Source organism: Streptomyces sp. DS1-CR2, from assembly GCF_055760475.1.
On the sequence record NZ_CM147085.1, the window covers coordinates 8,492,705 to 8,510,531 of the forward strand.

At 71.8% G+C, this 17,827-nt stretch carries 16 protein-coding genes and 2 pseudogenes; 7 read left to right on the plus strand and 11 right to left on the minus strand.

The annotated features are described in order from the left end of the window. Positions 1-53: 53 nt before the first annotated feature. Positions 54-1,343, minus strand: coding sequence for a DUF4032 domain-containing protein (locus ACY0PA_RS39675; RefSeq protein ID WP_473082189.1), 1,290 nt, complete (start codon positions 1,341-1,343; stop codon positions 54-56). Positions 1,344-1,495: 152 nt separating this feature from the next. Here ACY0PA_RS39675 and ACY0PA_RS39680 point away from each other — a divergent pair, with 152 nt between their 5' ends. Further along, positions 1,496-2,419 carry a phosphotransferase family protein gene (locus tag ACY0PA_RS39680; protein ID WP_473082190.1) on the plus strand — a complete coding sequence of 308 codons (924 nt, stop codon included), beginning with the start codon at positions 1,496-1,498 and terminating at the stop codon, positions 2,417-2,419. On the opposite strand, the gene ACY0PA_RS39685 is transcribed toward ACY0PA_RS39680, so the two are convergent. Further along, positions 2,387-3,313, minus strand: a complete 927-nt coding sequence (locus ACY0PA_RS39685) for a Gfo/Idh/MocA family protein (RefSeq protein WP_473082191.1) — start codon at positions 3,311-3,313, stop codon at positions 2,387-2,389. The two genes, ACY0PA_RS39680 and ACY0PA_RS39685, sit on opposite strands and share 33 nt — an antisense overlap. Positions 3,314-3,493: 180 nt before the next feature. Here ACY0PA_RS39685 and ACY0PA_RS39690 point away from each other — a divergent pair. Further along, positions 3,494-4,044, plus strand: a pseudogene (locus tag ACY0PA_RS39690) (TetR/AcrR family transcriptional regulator). Then, on the plus strand, positions 4,041-4,829 hold the full coding sequence (locus tag ACY0PA_RS39695) for a nucleotidyltransferase domain-containing protein (protein ID WP_473082192.1): 789 nt from the start codon (positions 4,041-4,043) through the stop codon (positions 4,827-4,829). Before ACY0PA_RS39690 ends, ACY0PA_RS39695 begins: the two are co-directional and overlap by 4 nt. A gap of 66 nt (positions 4,830-4,895) precedes the next feature. On the opposite strand, the pseudogene ACY0PA_RS39700 reads toward ACY0PA_RS39695, so the two are convergent. The 3 genes and pseudogenes from ACY0PA_RS39700 to ACY0PA_RS39710 all read right to left on the minus strand — a co-directional run. Beyond that, positions 4,896-5,240 (minus strand): annotated as a pseudogene (locus tag ACY0PA_RS39700) (arylamine N-acetyltransferase); the annotation flags it as partial. A 67-nt stretch (positions 5,241-5,307) separates the two neighbouring features. Continuing rightward, a complete protein-coding gene (locus tag ACY0PA_RS39705; protein WP_473082193.1) occupies positions 5,308-5,538 on the minus strand; it encodes a hypothetical protein in 231 nt (76 codons plus the stop codon). Between the two features lie 131 nt (positions 5,539-5,669). After that, positions 5,670-7,151 (minus strand): cytochrome P450, encoded by a 1,482-nt coding sequence (locus ACY0PA_RS39710; RefSeq protein WP_473082194.1) that lies wholly within the window; start codon positions 7,149-7,151, stop codon positions 5,670-5,672. A 124-nt stretch (positions 7,152-7,275) separates the two neighbouring features. Between ACY0PA_RS39710 and ACY0PA_RS39715 the strand changes: the two genes are divergently transcribed. Next, positions 7,276-7,884, plus strand: a complete 609-nt coding sequence (locus ACY0PA_RS39715; RefSeq protein WP_473082195.1) for a TetR/AcrR family transcriptional regulator — start codon at positions 7,276-7,278, stop codon at positions 7,882-7,884. A gap of 19 nt (positions 7,885-7,903) precedes the next feature. Here ACY0PA_RS39715 and ACY0PA_RS39720 read toward each other — a convergent pair whose 3' ends face one another. The 3 genes from ACY0PA_RS39720 to ACY0PA_RS39730 form a co-directional block, all read right to left on the minus strand. Continuing rightward, positions 7,904-9,373 (minus strand): SulP family inorganic anion transporter, encoded by a 1,470-nt coding sequence (locus tag ACY0PA_RS39720; RefSeq protein WP_473082196.1) that lies wholly within the window; start codon positions 9,371-9,373, stop codon positions 7,904-7,906. A 124-nt stretch (positions 9,374-9,497) separates the two neighbouring features. Beyond that, the gene (locus ACY0PA_RS39725) at positions 9,498-9,875 is read right to left on the minus strand and encodes a hypothetical protein (RefSeq protein WP_473082197.1); all 378 of its coding nucleotides are present in this window, start codon (positions 9,873-9,875) and stop codon (positions 9,498-9,500) included. A 150-nt stretch (positions 9,876-10,025) separates the two neighbouring features. Continuing rightward, positions 10,026-11,195, minus strand: coding sequence for a serine hydrolase domain-containing protein (locus ACY0PA_RS39730; protein ID WP_473082198.1), 1,170 nt, complete (start codon positions 11,193-11,195; stop codon positions 10,026-10,028). Between the two features lie 194 nt (positions 11,196-11,389). On the opposite strand from ACY0PA_RS39730, the gene ACY0PA_RS39735 reads away from it, so the two are divergent. Further along, positions 11,390-11,836, plus strand: a complete 447-nt coding sequence (locus ACY0PA_RS39735) for a MarR family winged helix-turn-helix transcriptional regulator (protein ID WP_473082199.1) — start codon at positions 11,390-11,392, stop codon at positions 11,834-11,836. A gap of 105 nt (positions 11,837-11,941) precedes the next feature. Next, on the plus strand, positions 11,942-12,343 hold the full coding sequence (locus ACY0PA_RS39740; protein WP_473082200.1) for a hypothetical protein: 402 nt from the start codon (positions 11,942-11,944) through the stop codon (positions 12,341-12,343). Between the two features lie 155 nt (positions 12,344-12,498). Here ACY0PA_RS39740 and ACY0PA_RS39745 read toward each other — a convergent pair whose 3' ends face one another. Continuing rightward, positions 12,499-13,323 carry a slipin family protein gene (locus ACY0PA_RS39745; protein WP_473082201.1) on the minus strand — a complete coding sequence of 275 codons (825 nt, stop codon included), beginning with the start codon at positions 13,321-13,323 and terminating at the stop codon, positions 12,499-12,501. Positions 13,324-13,746: 423 nt separating this feature from the next. Here ACY0PA_RS39745 and ACY0PA_RS39750 point away from each other — a divergent pair, with 423 nt between their 5' ends. Continuing rightward, entirely contained in the window at positions 13,747-14,562 is an 816-nt protein-coding gene (locus tag ACY0PA_RS39750; protein WP_473082202.1) for a putative protein N(5)-glutamine methyltransferase, read from the plus strand. A gap of 46 nt (positions 14,563-14,608) precedes the next feature. On the opposite strand, the gene ACY0PA_RS39755 is transcribed toward ACY0PA_RS39750, so the two are convergent. Both ACY0PA_RS39755 and otr(A) read right to left on the minus strand, forming a co-directional pair. Beyond that, positions 14,609-15,658: a PHP domain-containing protein gene (locus ACY0PA_RS39755; RefSeq protein WP_473086579.1), complete on the minus strand. Its 1,050-nt coding sequence runs from the start codon at positions 15,656-15,658 to the stop codon at positions 14,609-14,611. A 138-nt stretch (positions 15,659-15,796) separates the two neighbouring features. Further along, positions 15,797-17,716, minus strand: coding sequence for a tetracycline resistance ribosomal protection protein Otr(A) (gene otr(A) / locus ACY0PA_RS39760; RefSeq protein WP_473082203.1), 1,920 nt, complete (start codon positions 17,714-17,716; stop codon positions 15,797-15,799). Between the last annotated feature and the right edge of the window lie 111 nt (positions 17,717-17,827).

Here is a 17,827-nt window from a genome sequence, read left to right on the forward strand (position 1 = left end):
GGGCCGCGTCACCGGTTCCGCCCTCGACGATCTTCGTAGTGGCAGGTTTCCGGTCAGGCGGGAGGCCGCGGTCCGTTCGCGGACGGGGAGTTGAAGGGGCGCGAGCGGCCGGCGATGTTCTTGACGTAGTCAGCGACCGCCGCGTCGAGACCGATGTCGTGCTGCGCCCGCTCGGACAGGTACCAGCGGTGTTCGAGGAGCTCGTGGTAGAGCTCGGCCGCGTCCATCCGGTCCGGCACGTGGTCGCGCACCGCGCGTACGGTCGGGCGGAAGACGTCGCGCACCCATCGGTGCGCGAGGACCTCGGCGCGCGCCCCATGGGGCTCCCCCCTGTTCGAGCGCAGCCGAGAACTTGGGGGAGGATCGCCCGGCGCGTAGTCGTCCTGCGTGGCCATCCAGCTCTCCAGGTCGTTCAGGAGACGACGGGCCTGGTTCTCCTCGGCGTCCATGCCGGTGAGGCGCAGGAGTTGACGTTGGTGGTGGCCCGCGTCCACGACTTTCGGCACGAACGTGACCGTGTCCCCCTGGTCCGCGTGCGAGATCTGCATCTCCGCGACGTCGAAGCCCAGGTCGTTGAGGCGGCGGATGCGGCGCTCCATGTAGTGGTGCTTGCCGGCCGGGTAGACGGAGGTGCGCGTCAGTTCCGTCCAGAGCGCGTCGTACCGCTCCCCGATCTCCGTGCCGAACGCGATCGGGTCGATGGACGGATGCAGCGCGCCCGACGCCTCCAGGTCGAGCATCTCGCCGCTGATGTTGACCCGGGCGAGCTCGATGTCGTACGCCCGTTGCCCGTCGCTGAGCCGGGGGTGCAGCTCCCCGGTCTCGGCGTCCACGAGGTAGGCGGCGTACGCGCCCGCGTCCCTGCGGAACAGGGTGTTGGACAGGGAGCAGTCCCCCCAGGCGAACCCCGCCAGATGCAGCCGTACGAGGAGGACGGCGAGGGCGTCCATGAGGCGGTGCACGGTGCCGGGGCGCATCGTCGTCTCGAACATGGAGCGGTAGGGGAGCGAGCCGCCCAAGTGGCGGGTGATGAGGACGGGTTCGAGGGGCGCGCCTTCGGCATCGGTGCGGCCGGTGACCACGGCGAGGGGGTCGACGGCGGGTATCGCGAGTCGGTCGAGGGTGCGCAGAAGCTCGTACTCGCGCAGGGCCGGCCGCTCGGCGAGCTCCTTCACGGCGACGACCTCGCTGCCCGCACGGGCGTAGCGCACGACGTGCCGCGAGATGCCACGGGGGAGCGGCACCAGATACTCGTCCGGCCACTGCTCCAGGGGAACGTGCCAGGGGAGTTCGAGGAGGAGGGCCGGGTGTTCGGGGTTGGTGGCGCTGATCTGCAAAGTCATGTGGTCACAGTCCCAGGGTCGCGCGGCGGGGCCACGGGTGATCGGACCCCGAAGGGGCGGCGCGGGTCAAGACCCGGGCGAGCCCCGCTTTCGGCAGGCAAGGGCGCCGAATTCCGTTGAGGCCCTCCGGCCCGCGCCCTAGGGTGCCAGCCATGCTGCCCCTGGTGGAAACCGACGAACAATGGGACGCCGTGGTCCCCGACGAAGCGGTCATGCGGCGGGGAGCGGACGACCTCTGCGCCCGGCTCGGCCTCACCGGCATCCCGCTCACGCGTTACGAAGCGGGCACTCAGCCCGTCTATGCCGTCGGTGACGAGCACGTCCTGAAGCTGTTCCCGGCCGCCTCCGCGGATGACGGCGCCACCGAGGCCCGGGTCCTCGCCCACCTCGAAGGCCGGCTCCCCGTCCCCACCCCCGAGGTCCGCTCGGCGGGCACGTACGAGAACGGGTGGCACTACATCCTGATGTCCCGGCTGCCCGGCGCGGACCTGGCCGTGGCCTGGCCCGGCCTCCCGCGCGCCGACCAGGACCGCGTCGTCGGTGAGGCCGGAGCATGCCTCGCCGCACTGCATGCTCTCGACCCCACGCCCCTCGCCGGCGCGGTGGGCCCGGAGGACTGGGACACATTCGTGCGCAAGCAGCGCGCGGGCGCCGTACAGCAGCAGCGCGAACACGGCCTCGCGGAGGGCTGGTCGGAGCAGATCTCGGCCTTCCTCGACTCCGTCACGCTGCCGTGCGGGCCCGAACGCGCCCTGCTGCACACGGAGTTCATGCGCCAGCACCTCGTCATCGACCCTCGGAACCGCAAGCTGACCGGACTCCTCGACTTCGAGCCCGCCATGATCGGCGGCCCGGCGTACGACTTCGTGGCCGTCGGCCTGTTCGTCACCCGGGCCGACCCGCGCCTGATGACCCGCTTCACCGAGGCCTACGGCCGCGCGTTCGCGCCCCGCACTGTGATGGCGTACACACTCCTGCACGTGTACAGCGATCTGCCCTGGTACCTGCGGGAACTGCTCGCGCCGCCGGAGGCGACGTTCGACTCACTCGCCGGGGCCTGGTTCGCCGCCGGGTGACGCGAGGCGGGCCTCAGCCGTCGCGAGGATCTCCGTGACACGCAACGCGAACGCGGCGTCGCAGGGGTGCGGCCGTCCCGTGCGCACCGACTCCAGGAGCGCGTCGACGGCCGCCCCGAACGCGTCGACCGACTCACCGCCCGTCGGCATCGACGCGATGCCGCACTCCCCGCGCAGCTCCACGGCGACGCCCGCCGCCTTCGCCGGAGTCGTCAGGCTCAGCGCCGCCGTGGCGGACGCGCCCGAGGCGTGCGCGAGGACCAGATGCACGGTGTCCGCCGGACCCCGCGCGGCCGTCACGGACGTGACGTCCCCGAGCACCGGAAGCAGTACGGACAGGGCGTGCGGGCCGACGTCCCACAGGGCGCCGCGCCCGATCCGCCACGGCGACGCGGTGAGCTCCGAGGTGTCGCCGGGGGTGTACAGGGACCCGTACCAGTCGGCCCGGCCCGTGAACCAGCCGCCCTCGGCGGCCAGTTGGGCCAGCCAGCCCGAGGTGACGCTCGCGAAGCGCATCGTGAAGAACACGACGGACGCCGTCCCGGCGGCCCGTACGGCGTCCACGACCTCCCTGGCCGCGGGCACCGACGTGGCCAGTGGCTTGTCGAGGAGAAGGTGACAGCCCGCGGCGGCGGCCCGCGCGGCGAGCGGGGCCTGTACGTCCGGCGGCACCGCGAACGCCACCGCGTCGCACGCCGCGAACAGCTCGTCGACGTCCTCGAAGACCTGCGTCCCATGGGCGGCGGCGACCTCGGCCGCGGCCTCGGGCCTGCGCCCCCAGACACCCACGAGATCCGTCCCCGGGTGGGCGCGCAGTGCGGCGGCGTGCGTCTTCGAGGCCCAGGTGCCGGTGCCGACGAGTCCGACGCGAAGGATGGTGGCGGCAGAAGTCATGGTCGGCAGTATGGCTGGCGGTCCGCGGCCGGAACAGGAACGGCCGCCGCCGCGGCCCCTCCGTGCGTCACCGCGCGGGCGGAGGCCCTTCGCGACGCCTGCGCCGCCGCCGGATTCAGCCCCGACTCCTCCGTCGCGAGCCAGGACTACGCGACCGCCCAGGGCTTCGGCGCCGCCGGAATGGGAATCGGCCTGATGCCTCTGACGGTCCCCCCTGCCGCCCACCTCCTCGCCCGGCACGCGCACACCGACATCACCCTCCAGGCCGTCGCCGAGCGCGCCGGGGTCAGCGCCCCGCTGATCCTGAAGTACTTCGGCAACAAGGACGCCCTGTTCTCCCAGGTCATGAACTTCGAGGCGGACGTGGAGACCCTCCTCGACGCGCCCCTGGAGGACCTCGGCCGGCACATGGTGCGCCACCTCCTCACCGCCAGTCCGAGCACGGCGCCGACCCCATCCTGCGCATCGTGTTAGCCCCGCTCCACGGCGAACAGGGCGACATCCTGCGCGCCAACTTCCGTGCGCAGGTCAGCGACCGCCTCGCCGAGCGCCTGCACGGACCGGATGCGGGCCTGCGCGCCGAGCTTGCCGTCTCCCTGCTCCTCGGTCTCGGCGTCATGTACGGAATCGCACGCGGCCCCCATGTACGCTCCGCCCCGGTCGAAGAGATCACCGAACGCTACGGACCAGGCGTACAAGCCCAGTTGACTCCTGGCACACTGACCGGATGACCACAGCGGAGGCACATCCAGCGGCCACGACCGACCTGCTCGACCGCTTTCTGACCGGGCTGCGCGAGGCACTGCCTGCCCCGTTCTCGCTGTGGGCGCACGGGTCGCTCGCAGGCGGGGACTACCAGGAAGGGCGCAGCGACCTCGACCTGATCGCCGTCGTCCCGCACCCGCTCAAGCCGGACGAAGAGACACGGCTCGCCACGCTGCACGAGGAAATCGACGCGGAACTGCCCCTCGCGGCCCACCTCCACTGCTCCTACATGCCGCACGGGGACCTCGACGACCCTGACCGTACGCACTTCACCTGGGCCCACCGGGAGGCCTACGCCCGCACGGTCACGCCCATCACCCGGCGCGAACTCCACACCTACGGCCTCGTGCTCCATGGAGACCCCATCGCGGGCACCCTGCCGCCGGTGGACGACCGCACGCTCAGGGAGTACCTCCTCACCGACCTGGCCGGCTACTGGCGGCCCAGGACCGGGCGCCCCGAGTTGTGGCTGGAGAATGTCTGGGTCGACCTGGGACTGATGGTCCTGGCCCGGGCCACGGTCACCCTGCGCGACGGAACTCTGATCAGCAAGGCCGAGGCACTCGCCGTCCTCACCGAACTGGGCGCGCCCGCCGAGGTCGTGGCGGACATCGCACGCCGACGGTACGAGGGCGGCCCGGCCGACACCGCCCCCGATCCCGGGTGGCTCGCGCGCCGCGCGGAGGTGACCCTCGCCTGGCTCGTCCCCGCACTCGACCGCACTGTCGCCGAGCACACCGCCGACAGCTGAGAACCGGGCAGTCGGAGAGACCGGAGAGCCGCGGAGGTGCACAGCCGGAGGGCCGCAGGGCCGGATTCAGGCGGCCGGGTCCGGCGGCACCCGGTCGAGCTCGATGCCGAACGAGTCGCGGTACGTGTCAAGCCCCTCCCGGTCGGACCCGAGCTCCGTACTGTGGCGCTCGCCGCCTGCCGTCGTCTTCAGCGTGCGTCCGCTCAGGGTCAGCCGGCCCTTGCCCGTGACCAGCGAGCAGACCAGCGACCGCGTGAACGTCGACTGCGGCGATGTGGAGTTGTACCAGCACCCGGCCTCGAAGTCCCGCAGCTCGCACGGGCGTTGTTCGAGGAGGTACTCCGGTACACCGTCCTTGGACACACGGAGGTCGCCCTCCTTCGTCTCGGCGATCCGGAAGACGCCGCCCGGATCCCGCTGCTCCCCCGCTCACGGAGGTCGAGCGGGAAGTGGCTGTGCGCCGAAACCGACGTCCACCTCACGTATGAACGCGCTTCTCCGTTCCCAAGTCGTACAGCGTCTCCAGCAGCCACGCCTCGTTTCCCGCGAGTCCCGCCCTGTCCAGGGCCTCGTCGGCCTCCGCGATCGGCAGGGCGAGCAACGAGGCGGCGGTCGCCGGCTCGCATCCGGTCAGTGCGGCGCGCGCGGTGTGCAGCAGGCGCAGGCAGGCCTGGGCCGCGGCGAGTTCGGCACTCCTGGTCGCGTTCATATCGATGGGCCCCTCAGCTCGGCGAAGACGTGGATGTACAGACATGTGCCTCCACTCTTGCGCACGGGTCTGACAATTCGCCTTCGACGCGAGAGCCGAGGGGGCTCAGCCGTCGAACTCAGCCGTCGAACTCAGTCCGCTGTACGGACCTTCGCCCGGCGTCCCAGGTTGAGCCGCAGACCCTGAGGCATCAGCGTCAGGCGTTCCGCGACGCGCAGCCGGTAGCCCGGTTCGGGGTGCAGGTCGTAACGCCGCAGCAGCAGGCCGAGTACCAACGTCGCCTCGTGCAGGGCGAATTGGCGGCCGATGCACGCCCGCGCACCTGTGCCGAACGGTTTGAAGACATGCGGGGCGCGCGAACGCACGGCCGCCGGAGCGAAGCGGTCCGGATCGAAGGCCTCCGGCTCGTCACCCCACGCCTCCGGGTCGCGGTGCAGGAGCGCAGTCAGGACCAGCGCCCAAGCGCCCCTGCGCATCGGGTGGATCCCGCCGAGCGTCGTGTCGACGGTGGCCTCGCGGGCGAACGCCGGAGCCGTCGGCCACAGCCGCAGGGACTCGTCGAGAACCCTGCGCAGATAGCGGAGTTTGGCCACCTGCTCGTACGCGGGCTCGTCCGCGTCGCCCCACACCCGCTCCACCTCTTCGCGCGCCTTCGCGAGCTCGTCGGGGTGGTGCGCCAGATAGTGCAGCGCGAACGACAGCGCGCCCGACGTCGTCTCGTGTCCGGCGACGAGGAAGGTGATGACCTGGCGCCGTATGTTCTCGGGGGAGAGCCGCTCCCCGGTGTCGGGGTGGGCGACCTCCAGCATGCGGTCGAGCAGGTCGCCCTGACCGCCGGTGCGTGATCCGGACGCGGCCCGCCGCGCGGCGACGACGTCGTCCACGGTCCGGTTGAGGTACGCCATGTCCGCGGCGTTGCGCCGCTCCGCGCTCCGCAGGAGCAGGGGAGCGAGCGCGGGTGGCACCACGTTGCGGCGCTGCGCGAACGACAGCGTGCCGACCATGGCCGTCACGAACGGGTGGGGCCGTTCCCGCTCGAACGACCCGAAGTCATGGCCGAAACCGGTCCGCGCGATCGTCTCCAGGGTCAGCTTCGTCATGTCGCCGGGCACGTCCACGGCCTCGCCCGCCGCCTCCCGGGCGTCCCAGGCCGCCATCAGGCGCCCCGCGACGTCCAGCATCAGCGGGTGGTAGCCCTCCATCGCGTCGCGGCCGAAGCCGGGAGCGAGTACGTCGTGAGCCAGCTGCCAGTTGGGCTCGTGGTTGTACGCGGTGAACAGGCCGTCACCGGCCATCGGCCGCAGATTGGCCACGCCCAGGCCGACATGCTTGGCGAAGCGCGACTCGTCGGCCATGTCGGCGGCGAACCGCGTGCCCCACACGAACACGATCTCGTTGCCGAAGGCCTTGCGGCGGAAGACGGGCCCGAGCTCCTTGCCGATCCGCATGGAGTCCTGCACCGGCGTGCGCACATGCGCGCCGAGGATGTCGCCGACGAAAGGCACCCGTCGCGGCGGGTGCGGAATCCGGTCGAGTCCGGGCCAGCCGAGCTCGGCGCTGCGAAAGCCCTTCGGCGGTGTCGAATCCGTCGCCGGCTGCGTCAACTGAGCCATGATCCCCACCTGCTGGACGTAGAGAGTGCGTGTACCCGGGCCGCTGTTATACGTGGGTTCAATACGCTTCCCAGTGTGGTCCCGCTATTGAATTCACGTCAAGTAATGCGGGTAAAGTGCTGCCATGGCCGCCAGGGAGCAGGAGCGCACGCGCCGCCGGCTGAGCACGGAGGAGCGCCGAGAACAGCTGCTCAGCGTGGGTGCGCGGCTCTTCGCGCAGAGCACGTACGACGACGTCTGGATCGAGCAGGTCGCCGGGATCGCCGGCGTCTCGCGTGGGCTGCTCTACCACTACTTCCCGACGAAACGGGACTTCTTCGCCGCCGTCGTCCAGCGCGAGAGCGAGCGGATGCTGCGCCTGACCGCGGCCGTTCCCGGGATCCCCGTGCGCGAGCAGATCGCCGTGGGCCTGGACACGTTCCTCGGTTATGTTGAGGCCCACGGCGAGGGCTTCCGCGCCTTTCACCGCGCCGAGGCCGCGGGCGACCCGGCCGTGCGCGAGGTGTACCGGCAGGGCTTGGCCGCGCAGGAGCGCCAGATCGTCGAGGCGCTCGCCGCCGACCCCGACAGCTCCCACATCGACGGCGAATCCCCCGTGCTCCGGCTCGCCGTCCGCGGCTGGCTGGCCTTCATGGTGGCCGTGTGCCTGGAGTGGCTCGACGAGCCGGAGCTGTCACGGGATCAGGTGCGTGACCTGTGCGCACGGGCCCTGCTCGGCGCGATCACGCCGTAGCGCGCCGCTCGGCCCGGTCTCAGCCCCCCGGAGTCGCCTGGCCCGGAGTGACCTTGACGGGCTCCGTGCCGGCGCCGCTGTGCCGGTCCGCCCAGTTCCGCAGCGCCGCCCCGAAGGCGTGGTCGAGGTGGTGAAGACCGGACAGGTCGAGCACGACGGGCCGGTCCTGCGGCAGCGCCTCCAGGTTGTCGAGAATTTTCGGCAGCCGCAGGAAGGTCGCGTTGCCCGACAGATACACCTGGATCGGTCCCGCGCCCTTGTCTATGACGTCGAGCCGCACATGCGAGGCCTCCCACGCCGTCTTCGCCACCGCGAGAGCCAGGCCGATGAGCACGCCCTCGAACATGCTGACCGCGACGATCGACACCGCCGTGACGAGCAGCACCAGCGCCTCGCCCCGGTGTTCACGCCACATCCCCGCGATCTGCCGTAGGGGGATGAGCTTGCAGCCCGCGTGGACCAGGACCGCAGCGAGCGCCGCGACCGGGATGACGCCGAGCGCGGCGGGCAGCAGCGCCGCGAACAGCAGGAGCCACACTCCGTGCAGGATCCGGGATGCCTTGGTGCGGGCCCCCGCCTGGACGTTGGCGGAGCTGCGTACGATCACCGCCGTCATCGGCAGTGCGCCGAGCAGCCCGCATACGGTGTTGCCGGTGCCCTGCGCGATGAGTTCCTTGTCGTACGACGTGCGCGGCCCGTCGTGCATCCGGTCGACGGCGGCCGCGCTGAACAGGCTCTCGGCGGAGGCGATGAGGGTGAACGCGAGGACGGTGCCGATCACCCCGACGCTCGCGAGCTGCCCGAACGCGTCGGCGCCGGGCGGCTGCACGGTCTCGATCAGACCCTGCACCTCGACCCGCGCGACCGGCAGTCCGAACCCGGCGGCCGCGAGCGTGGCGAGCCCCACAGCGGCGAGCGGCGCGGGCACCACTTGGGCCGCCCTGGGCAGCCGCTTCCAGCCGAGCAGCACGACGATCGTGCCCACGCCGAGGGCGAGCGCGGCGAGCGCCTTCGGCGAGGAGGCCGAGTCGATCAACAGGCCGGGCAGTCCGGCGAGTTTGTCCGGCCCCGATGCGGGCGCCGGCGTGTCGGCCATCGCGTAGAGCTGCCCGGCGATCAGTACGAGACCGATCCCGGCGAGCATGCCCTCGACGACTGCTACGGAGATCGCCCGGAACCAGCGGCCCAGGCGCAGGCTGCCCATGAGGAGCTGGAGCAGCCCTGCCCCGAGCACGATGACGCCGAGCACCGGCAGGCCGTACGCCTGCACGGCCTCGTACACGAGCACGGTGAGCCCGGCCGCGGGCCCGCTCACCTGAAGACTGCTGCCGGGCATGGACCCGGCAACGAGACCGCCCACGATGCCGGTGACGAGGCCGAGTTCGGCCGGGACGCCGGACGCCACGGCCACGCCCACGCACAGCGGCAGGGCGACCAGGAACACGACGAGAGACGCGGCGAAGTCCTGCCGCGGTACCAAACGCTTCACGAGCGCATACCTCCAGCGCGCCCCGTGCGGGGCGCGTAGTCCTACACGTGCTGAGTGTCACGGGAGGCGGGCAGGAGGGTGCGCGGAAGAGACCCGCGGGAACTGCTCCTGCCCTCGGGCGCTCTCAGCAGCGGAAGACCTGGAGTATGACGGGGAGGGAGTCGGCCGCCCGTCTCGGCTGGCGGTGCGGGGACCTCTCGGCGGCGCCTGACGTCGGCGCGACGCCGGGCTCCCCGGCCTGGACCTGCCACGGGCACGCGGCCCCGCGCACGGTGCCGTCGGGCACGTACTCCTCGGCGCGGTGCCGGTCGCGGGGCAGGTAGTGGTGGGACGAGCTCCGGGGCAGCTCGGTGTCGTCGCAGGTGGCGACCGGGCCGCCGGTGTGTGCCACCGACTCGTGGGCGGACGCGGACGGGGCGCTCCTGACCAGGAGTTGGAGGACGAGCATGCCGACGGTGAGGGCCATCAGGCAGGCCCTCGCTGTCGTCGTGCCACGTGCCATCCGTTCGTCTCCCTGGTTCGCGTCGCCTCGTAATCCTCTTGGGCAGTTAGCAGACTAGCCTGGCGAACTGCCCATGTGGTTAACGTAAGGTTGCGCGGCGGTAAGGGCGCGCGGGACGGCGCGTGGTGGCCGGATTCCGCCGGTCGGATGTCAGCCGAGAGCGTCGTACACGGCGCTGATCAGGGCCATCTTCCGCGGGTCGTCGGCGATGTGAGGGCCCATCCAGTTCATCACATAGCCCATCGCGACACCCGACTCGGGGTCGGCCGAGCCGAAGGAGCCGCCGAAGCCGTCATGTCCGACCGCGCGCGGGTTCGGCCCGTACGAGCCGTTCGGCCCGCTCAGCCAGAGGCCGAGGCCCAGCTCCGTCTCGTGCGTGAACCCGGCGCCCAGGACCAGGTCGCGACAGCTTCCCTGACCCTCGCGGATCCGCTCGGCGGCCTTTGGGGACAGGATCTGGTGGTCGCCGGACCGGCCCTTGCCCGCGACGATCCCGTACAGCGCGGCGACGGCGCGCGCCGTGCCGTGACCGTTGGCGGCCGGGATCTCGGCGGCACGCCATGCCGCGGTGTTGGCCTCGGACGCGCCCGCGACCGGATTGGTCAGCGCGGCGAGAGCGGCCGGCGCCAACTGGGCGAAGATCGCGGCCTGTTTGCTGCCGGCCTGCGCGCGCGGGTGCACCATCTCCGCCGCGCGTCCCGCCTCCTTGTCCGGCAGCCCGATCGTGAAGTCGGTGCCGAGCGGGCCTGTCACCTCGCGCTCCAGGAACGCGCCCGGCAGCAGCCCGCTGACGCGCCGGACGACCTCGCCGACCAGGAACCCGTACGTCAACGCGTGATAGCCGGAGACCGTGCCGGGCTCCCACCAGGGCTCCTGCGCCGCGAGCCGGGACGTGGTGAGCTGCCAGTCGAAGAGCTGCTCCAGGGAGTGCGGCTCGCGCAGCCCGGCCAGCCCGGCCCGGTGCGACAGCAGATGCCGTACGAGCACCCCCTCCTTACCGGCCGCGGCGAACTCCGGCCAGTACGTGGCGACCGGCGCGTCCGGGTCGAGCAGGCCGCGGTCGATGAGGATGTGGGCGCACAAGGCGGTCGGCCCCTTGGTCGTCGACCACACGTTGACGACCGTGTCGCGCTCCCACGCGCGCGTGCGGGCCGCGTCGGCCCAGCCGCCCCACAGGTCGACGACGGGCGCGCCGTCGATCAGGACGGTGACGGCCGCGCCCAGTTCGCCGCGCTCGTCGAAGTTCTCCTCGAAGGCGGCGCGGACGGCGTCGAAGCGCGCGTCACAGTGTCCTTGGATGCCGGGCGCGTGCTGGGTCATGGCGTCTCCGTGGGCCGAAGCGGTGAGGCAGGGCGAGTCGAGGTGGGCCCGCAGGAGGTGAACATACCGACTGGTCGGACCAGCGGGAAGAGGGGTGACGGCGGATGGTTTCCCCCCGGGTTTCCCCACGCCGACCCGTCAGGCGAAATGGGGTGAAATTGCAAGGCTGCCTGTCAACCTTCTACGGTGAGGCCATGCAGCGAGAAATCGCGGACGAGCCGCTCGCAGAACAGGTGGCCGCCGATCTGTCGGCCGTCGTCGGACGGCTGCTCAGGCGACTGCGCACCGCGTCGCCCGACAGCCTCCTCACCCCGACGCAGCGGACCGTGCTGGCGCGCCTCGACGGCGAAGGTCCCGCCACCACGGCCGCCCTCGCGCGCGCCGAGTACGTGCGGCCCCAGTCGATGCGGCTCACCCTGGCCGCCCTGGAGGAACAGGGCTTCGTGGCACGCACGCCCGACCCGCACGACGGCCGTCAGTCGGTCGTCGCCATCACGGAGAGCGGCCGGCGCACCCTCGCCTCGGTCCGCGCCGCCAAGCACAGCTGGCTCGTCCAGGCCCTGGCCGGCGAGCTCGACGAGGCCGAACTGCGCACGCTCGCCGAGGCCACCGCTCTCATGGAGCGACTGGTGGAGAAGTGAGCGGTACGGGGAACGGACGTTCGACCTCCCGAAGCTGATCTACGTATGGCATTCGCCTTCCGAGCGCCGGCGGGCACCGGTCCGCCGACAAGGGGAGGGGACATCATGAAGACCCGAAGCACCGTGTTCAGAGCACTCGCCACCGGTGCCTGCGCGATCGGCCTCGTCGTCGGCCTGCAGGGCCAGGCCTGGGCCGGAACGGTCACCATCTACGCGCCCAGCGGCGCCGGCAACGCCACCTGGAACGCCGACCCGGACGGCTCGACCCCCGGCGACGCGATCCGCGCCTGCGACACCAAGTCGGACGGCTGGGGCATCGAGACCGCGCTCGACTACGACTACGACGGAATCATGGACCGGCGCGTCGACACCCGCGGCCACACGGCCGGTTACTGCAGCCCGTGGAAGGGCGGAGACCTCAAGGAGGGCAGGACCGTCCGCATGTACGTCACGCCGGTGAGCGGATCGAGCTACGGCCCCTCGACGTACATCGACGTCGTGGCCTGACCCCACACGCGCCATGAGCCTCCCCTGGCGTCAGCTGGGGGAGGCGAGGGAGACTGGGTCAAGCGTCGGTTCAGAAGGTCCATGCCCGCCGCGAGATGCGCGCCGAGCACCGGCGCGACGGCCCCGCCGAGCGCACCCACGTTGTACGTGAGCCGTCATTCCTCGGGGCTCGTCGGCTTCTCGTGTTCGCCCTGCTCGACGGCGGGCGGTGCGGGGGCGTTCTGCTGGGCCCGTTCCAGGAAGCGCAGCAGCTCTACGGGGAAGGGCAGCACGAGGGTCGAGTTCTTCTCGGCGGCGACGGCCACCACGGTCTGCAGGAGCCGGAGTTGGAGCGCCGCGGGCTGTTCGGACATCTGCGCGGCGGCCTCGGCGAGCTTTTTGGAGGCCTGGAGTTCGGCGTCCGCGTTGATGACGCGGGCGCGCCGCTCGCGGTCGGCCTCGGCCTGCCGCGCCATGGACCGCTTCATCGTCTCGGGCAGCGATACGTCCTTGATCTCGACGCGGTCGATCTGTACGCCCCAGCCGATGGCCGGGCTGTCGATCATCAGCTCAAGGCCCTGGTTGAGCTTTTCGCGGTTGGAGAGCAGGTCGTCCAGGTCGCTCTTGCCGATGATCGAGCGCAACGAGGTCTGGGCCATCTGCGAGACGGCGAACCGGTAGTCCTCGACCTGCACGATCGCGCTGGCGGCGTCGACGACCTTGAAGTAGATGACGGCGTCGACCCGGACGGTGACGTTGTCGCGGGTGATGCCGTCCTGGGCGGGCACCGGCATGGTCACTATCTGCATGTTGACCTTGAGCAGCCGGTCGATACCGGGGACGACGGTGGTGAACCCCGGCCCACGGACCGCGCCGTGCAGCCGGCCCAGGCGGAAGACCACGCCTCGCTCGTACTGCTTGACCACGCGGGCCGCCGCGGCGGCGTAGACAGCGCCGAACGAGGCAGCCGCGGCGACGGCCGTGAGCAGTTCCGACAGCATGGCGACCCCCTGTCCTTTGAGTCGTCCGGTTCGATGCGCGGAGGCCGGCTCGGGGTACGGAAGCCGGCGACCGTGTGCGTGAGCAGATTGGTGTTCCTAATCCACGATATGCCCGAAATGTTCAAATGGGTGAGGGGTGCTGAACGGTCACACGGCGTGACCATGTCCGGCCCTCCGATGCGCGGCGAGCGGGCCCGCCCGGCGGCCTGCCGGCCACCCGCCCCAGCCCCAACTCCCGGCCGGGCCAGGGCTACGGCTGGGGTAGTGTTACCGCTCCCAGCAGCGCTTCGGCCGAGGAGGTGAGCCCCATTACCGCTGTGTCAGGTCGGGTGCTCCCTTCACAGACCCCCGCGGTCCGCCGGACGTAGGTGGCCGCAGGTCATCGGGAGCCCCATCGGCATCCCGAAAGGTCACGCTTCATCCATGTCGGTTCACCCGTCACCCCCGTCACACCACGACTATCCCGCCGCCGTCGCCAGGCTGCGCGCAGCGGGCTGTGTCTTCGCCGAGGAAGAGGCGGACATCCTCCTCTCGACGGCTCGTACGCCGGACGAACTCGCCGCGATGCTCGAGCGCCGCGTGGAGGGCCTGCCCCTCGAACATGTCGTCGGCTGGGCGGAGTTCTGCGGTCTGCGCATCACGCTCGAACCCGGTGTCTTCGTCCCGCGGCGCCGCACCGAGTTCCTCGCCCGCCAGGCGGCCGCCCTCGCGCCCGCCGGGGCCGTCGTCCTCGATCTGTGCTGCGGCAGCGGGGCGGTGGCCGCGGCACTCGCCACGCACGCCGACCCCGCCGAACTCCACGCCGCCGATCTGGACCCGGCGGCCGTGCGCTGCGCCCACCGGAACGTGTCGCCGTTCGGCGGCGAGGTCCACGAGGGCGACCTGTATGCGCCCCTGCCCCGAGGGCTCAGGGGCCGCGTCGACATCCTGGCCGCCAACGGCCCGTACGTTCCCACCGGCGACGTCGCCCTGCTCCCGCCCGAGGCCCGCGACCACGAGCGGCGCATGGCGCTCGACGGAGGCGCCGATGGGCTCGACACCATGCGCCGCGTCGCGGCCGGGGCGCCTCAGTGGCTCGCCCCGGGCGGGCACCTCTTCGTGGAGACCAGCGAACAGCAGGCCGCAGAGGCCGTCGCGGCGGTCATCCGCAGCGGTCTGTCGGCCCGGGTCGTGACGGACGACGACCTGTACGCCACCGTGGTCATCGGCACGAAGCGGGGTGCGGCGAGGGAGGGGTAGCGAGCGTGCGCGGCGGTGTGGGGACGTGGCACTCTGCGTCCCGCACCTACCCCGCCCGGCTCGGGACCCGGCGCGTTCGTGTCCACTCGAGGAGTTCGTCGGCCGGCCAGGTGTTCACCACGCGGTCGGCCGGTACCTCGCACTCCTCGGCGCGGGCGCAGCCGAGGTGCTGCCAGTCGAGCTGGCCCGGTGCGTGCGCGTCCGTGTCGACGGAGAACAGCGTGCCCGCCGCCACGGCCTCGCGCAGCAGCCGGCGCGGCGGGTCGAGGCGTTCGGGGCGGCTGTTGATCTCGACCGCGGTGCCGGACTCCGCGCACGCCGCGAACACGGCTTCCGCGTCGAACTGCGACTCGGGACGGCCCCGTCCGACCTTGTTCCGTCCCGTCACGAGCCGTCCCGTGCAGTGTCCGAGCACATCGGCGAGCGGGTTCGTCACGGCGGCCACCATCCGGCGCGTCATCGCGGGCGCGTCCATGCGCAGCTTGGAGTGGACCGACACGACGACCAGGTCGAGCCGGTCGAGGAGTTCGGGTTCCTGGTCGAGGGATCCGTCGGCGAGGATGTCGCACTCGATGCCGGTGAGCAGCCGGAAGGGCGCCCAGCGCTCGTTCAACTCCGCTACTGCGGCCAGCTGTTCACGTAAACGCTCCGGCGACAGGCCGCGTGCCACCGTCAGGCGCGGAGAGTGGTCGGTCAGCACCGCCCACTCGTGACCGAGGGCGATCGCCGCCCGGCCCATCTCCTCGACGGTGCTGCCGCCGTCCGACCAGTCGGAGTGCAGATGGCAGTCGCCGCGCAGCATTGCGCGCAGCCGCTCACCGCCCTCGGCGAGCGGCGCCGCCGCGCCCTCGTTCTCCAGGCGCTCCAGATAGTCCGGCACCTCTCCCGCCAGCGCCTCCCGCACCACCTGCGCCGTCTTGGGCCCGACCCCCTTGAGCGATTCGAGCGTCCCGGCCGCGGCGCGCTCGGCCACCTCCTCCTCGGGCAGCGCGCCGAGCACCTGGGCGGCGGTACGGAAGGCTCCGGCCCGATACGGGGGCGCGAGCGTGCGCTCCAGGAGGAAGGCGACCCGCTCCAGCGCCTCGACGGGGTCCATCGCCATGGCCTTCGCCACCTCCCGCTCCCGCGTCGCGTACCGCTTCCCTCCAGCGTGGCTCAGCCCCGCGTGCGCCGCGACACGCGAGCCCGGGAGGCGGAGATATGCAGGGGGAGTGCCTGTGGGAGTGCCTGTTGCCTACGCCGCATGCTCCGGCGTACGGACGAGCCGGTCGCCGGACACCCGGGACCACCACACGCCCTCCCCGCGCGTCAGACCCGGCAGAGCGAGTTCGGCCTCCCGCACCTTGCGGGCCGGGAGCGTGCCCGTGACCACCCAGGACGTGGTGCCGCCCGTCGTGTTGCCGAACTGGGCCTCCGCTGCGGAGAGCCGGGCCGTCACGGCGGCGAGCGCTTCCAGCGGGATCTCCGCCTCGAACGCGTGCACAGGCTCGTGCACCGTCGTCCCTACCCGCTCCAGCGCGCGCCGCAGTACGAGCCGCGTCAGCCCCCGGAAGTCCCCGGCGACAGTGATCGGTGACCAGAACCCGGAGCGGACGAGCGTGACCCGGCAGTCCGTCACGGGCCAACCGCGAGGCCCCTCGCCGAGCGTCGCGTGGACCGTGTCCTCGATGGCCTGGTGGAAGGCGCGGGGCAGCGCGCCCAGCTGCGTCTCGTACGCGAAGACCCGCCCGGAACCCCGGGGTCCCGGCTCCACGCGCAGCCCGACGGTCGCGCAGAATCCCGTCTCGCGGTTGTTCGTGATGTCCTCGTACATCTCGCCGGTGCCTGCGGGGCGCTCGACGCAGCGGATGCGGCTCGGCTCGAAGACGGCCTCGATGCCGTAGTCCTGGACGAGGGTCGCGGCCAGGACCTCCTTCTGCACCTCGCCGTAGAGCAGCAGGGCCGTGCTCCCGTCGGGCGCCGCCTCCGCGTGGATGAGCGGATCCTGCCCCGCGATGTCGAGGAGCGCGGTCCGAAGCGCCGCCGAGCGGCCGGGCCGCACGGAGCTTACGAGGGTCTCCAGCGTGGGCGGCGCGAAGCCCGGTGCCCGGTCAGGGCCGTCGCGTGGGCCGAGCCGGTCGCCGACCCGGACGTCCGGCACGCCCCGCAGCTCACCGATGTTCCCGGCCGTGAGCGTGTGGGTCGTTCGCCCCACCACGTCGAGGCCGGCGGCGCGTCCGGTGATCTCGGAGACAGAGCCGTCGGACGCATCCCGGAGGAACGTCACATGTTGACGCTCCGTCACTTCTCCCTCGTACAGGCGGAGATAGGCCAACCGTTCGCCGACCGGGCCGCGTCGGACGGCGAAGACGGTGCCGCGCGGTGCGGCTCCGGGGGTCCGGGCGGCGGGACGGGAGGGGATCAACCGGGGGATTTCCTCGATGAGTTGGGCGACGCCCTGGCCGCCGAGGGCCGAGCCGAACAGGACGGGGTACACGGAGCCGTCCGCGGTGCGTGCCGCGAGGACCCGGCGCAGTTCGGCGGCGGTCGGTTCGGGGCCGTCGACCAGACCTGCGAGTACCGAGTCGTCGACCTCGGCGAGCGCTTCCGCGACAGCGGCCCGTACAGCCGGGTCGTCGAGGCGCCGCGGCACCGTCCGGGCCTGCGGGCTGCCCGCGTCGTGGACCTTCGTGAGTGGGACGACGTGCGGGGTCAGACGGCGGCGGACCTCGTCGAGCAGCGCCTCGTCCCGCGCGCCCGCCCGGTCGATCTTGTTGACGAAGACGAGGGTGGGCAGCCGCAGTCGGCGCAGGGTCTTGAGGAGGACCCGCGTCTGGGCCTGGACGCCCTCCACGGCGGACAGCAGGAGCACGGCGCCGTCGAGGACTTCGATGGCGCGCTCGACCTCGGCGATGAAGTCGGAGTGCCCGGGCGTGTCGATCAGGTTGATCTGGACGTCGCCGACGGTGAACGCGGCGACGGCCGAGCGGATTGTGATGCCGCGCTGCCGCTCGATCTCGCCGGTGTCGGTGCGGGTGTCGCCCGCGTCGACGCTGCCGAGGCGGGTGATCGCGCCGGTGTCGAAGAGGAGGCGCTCGGTGAGGCTGGTCTTACCGGCGTCGACGTGGGCGAGAATGCCGATGTTCAGGGTGTGCCGCGTGGGCTGGGAAGGCATGGAAGGTCGAGTCCTCGAAAGAGTTCGTCCGGTCAGGGCGCTGAACTGCTTCGAAGGAATGACGCATTCCGTGCTCCAGGGCTGTCGGGGGCGTGGCCCGACCATGATGCG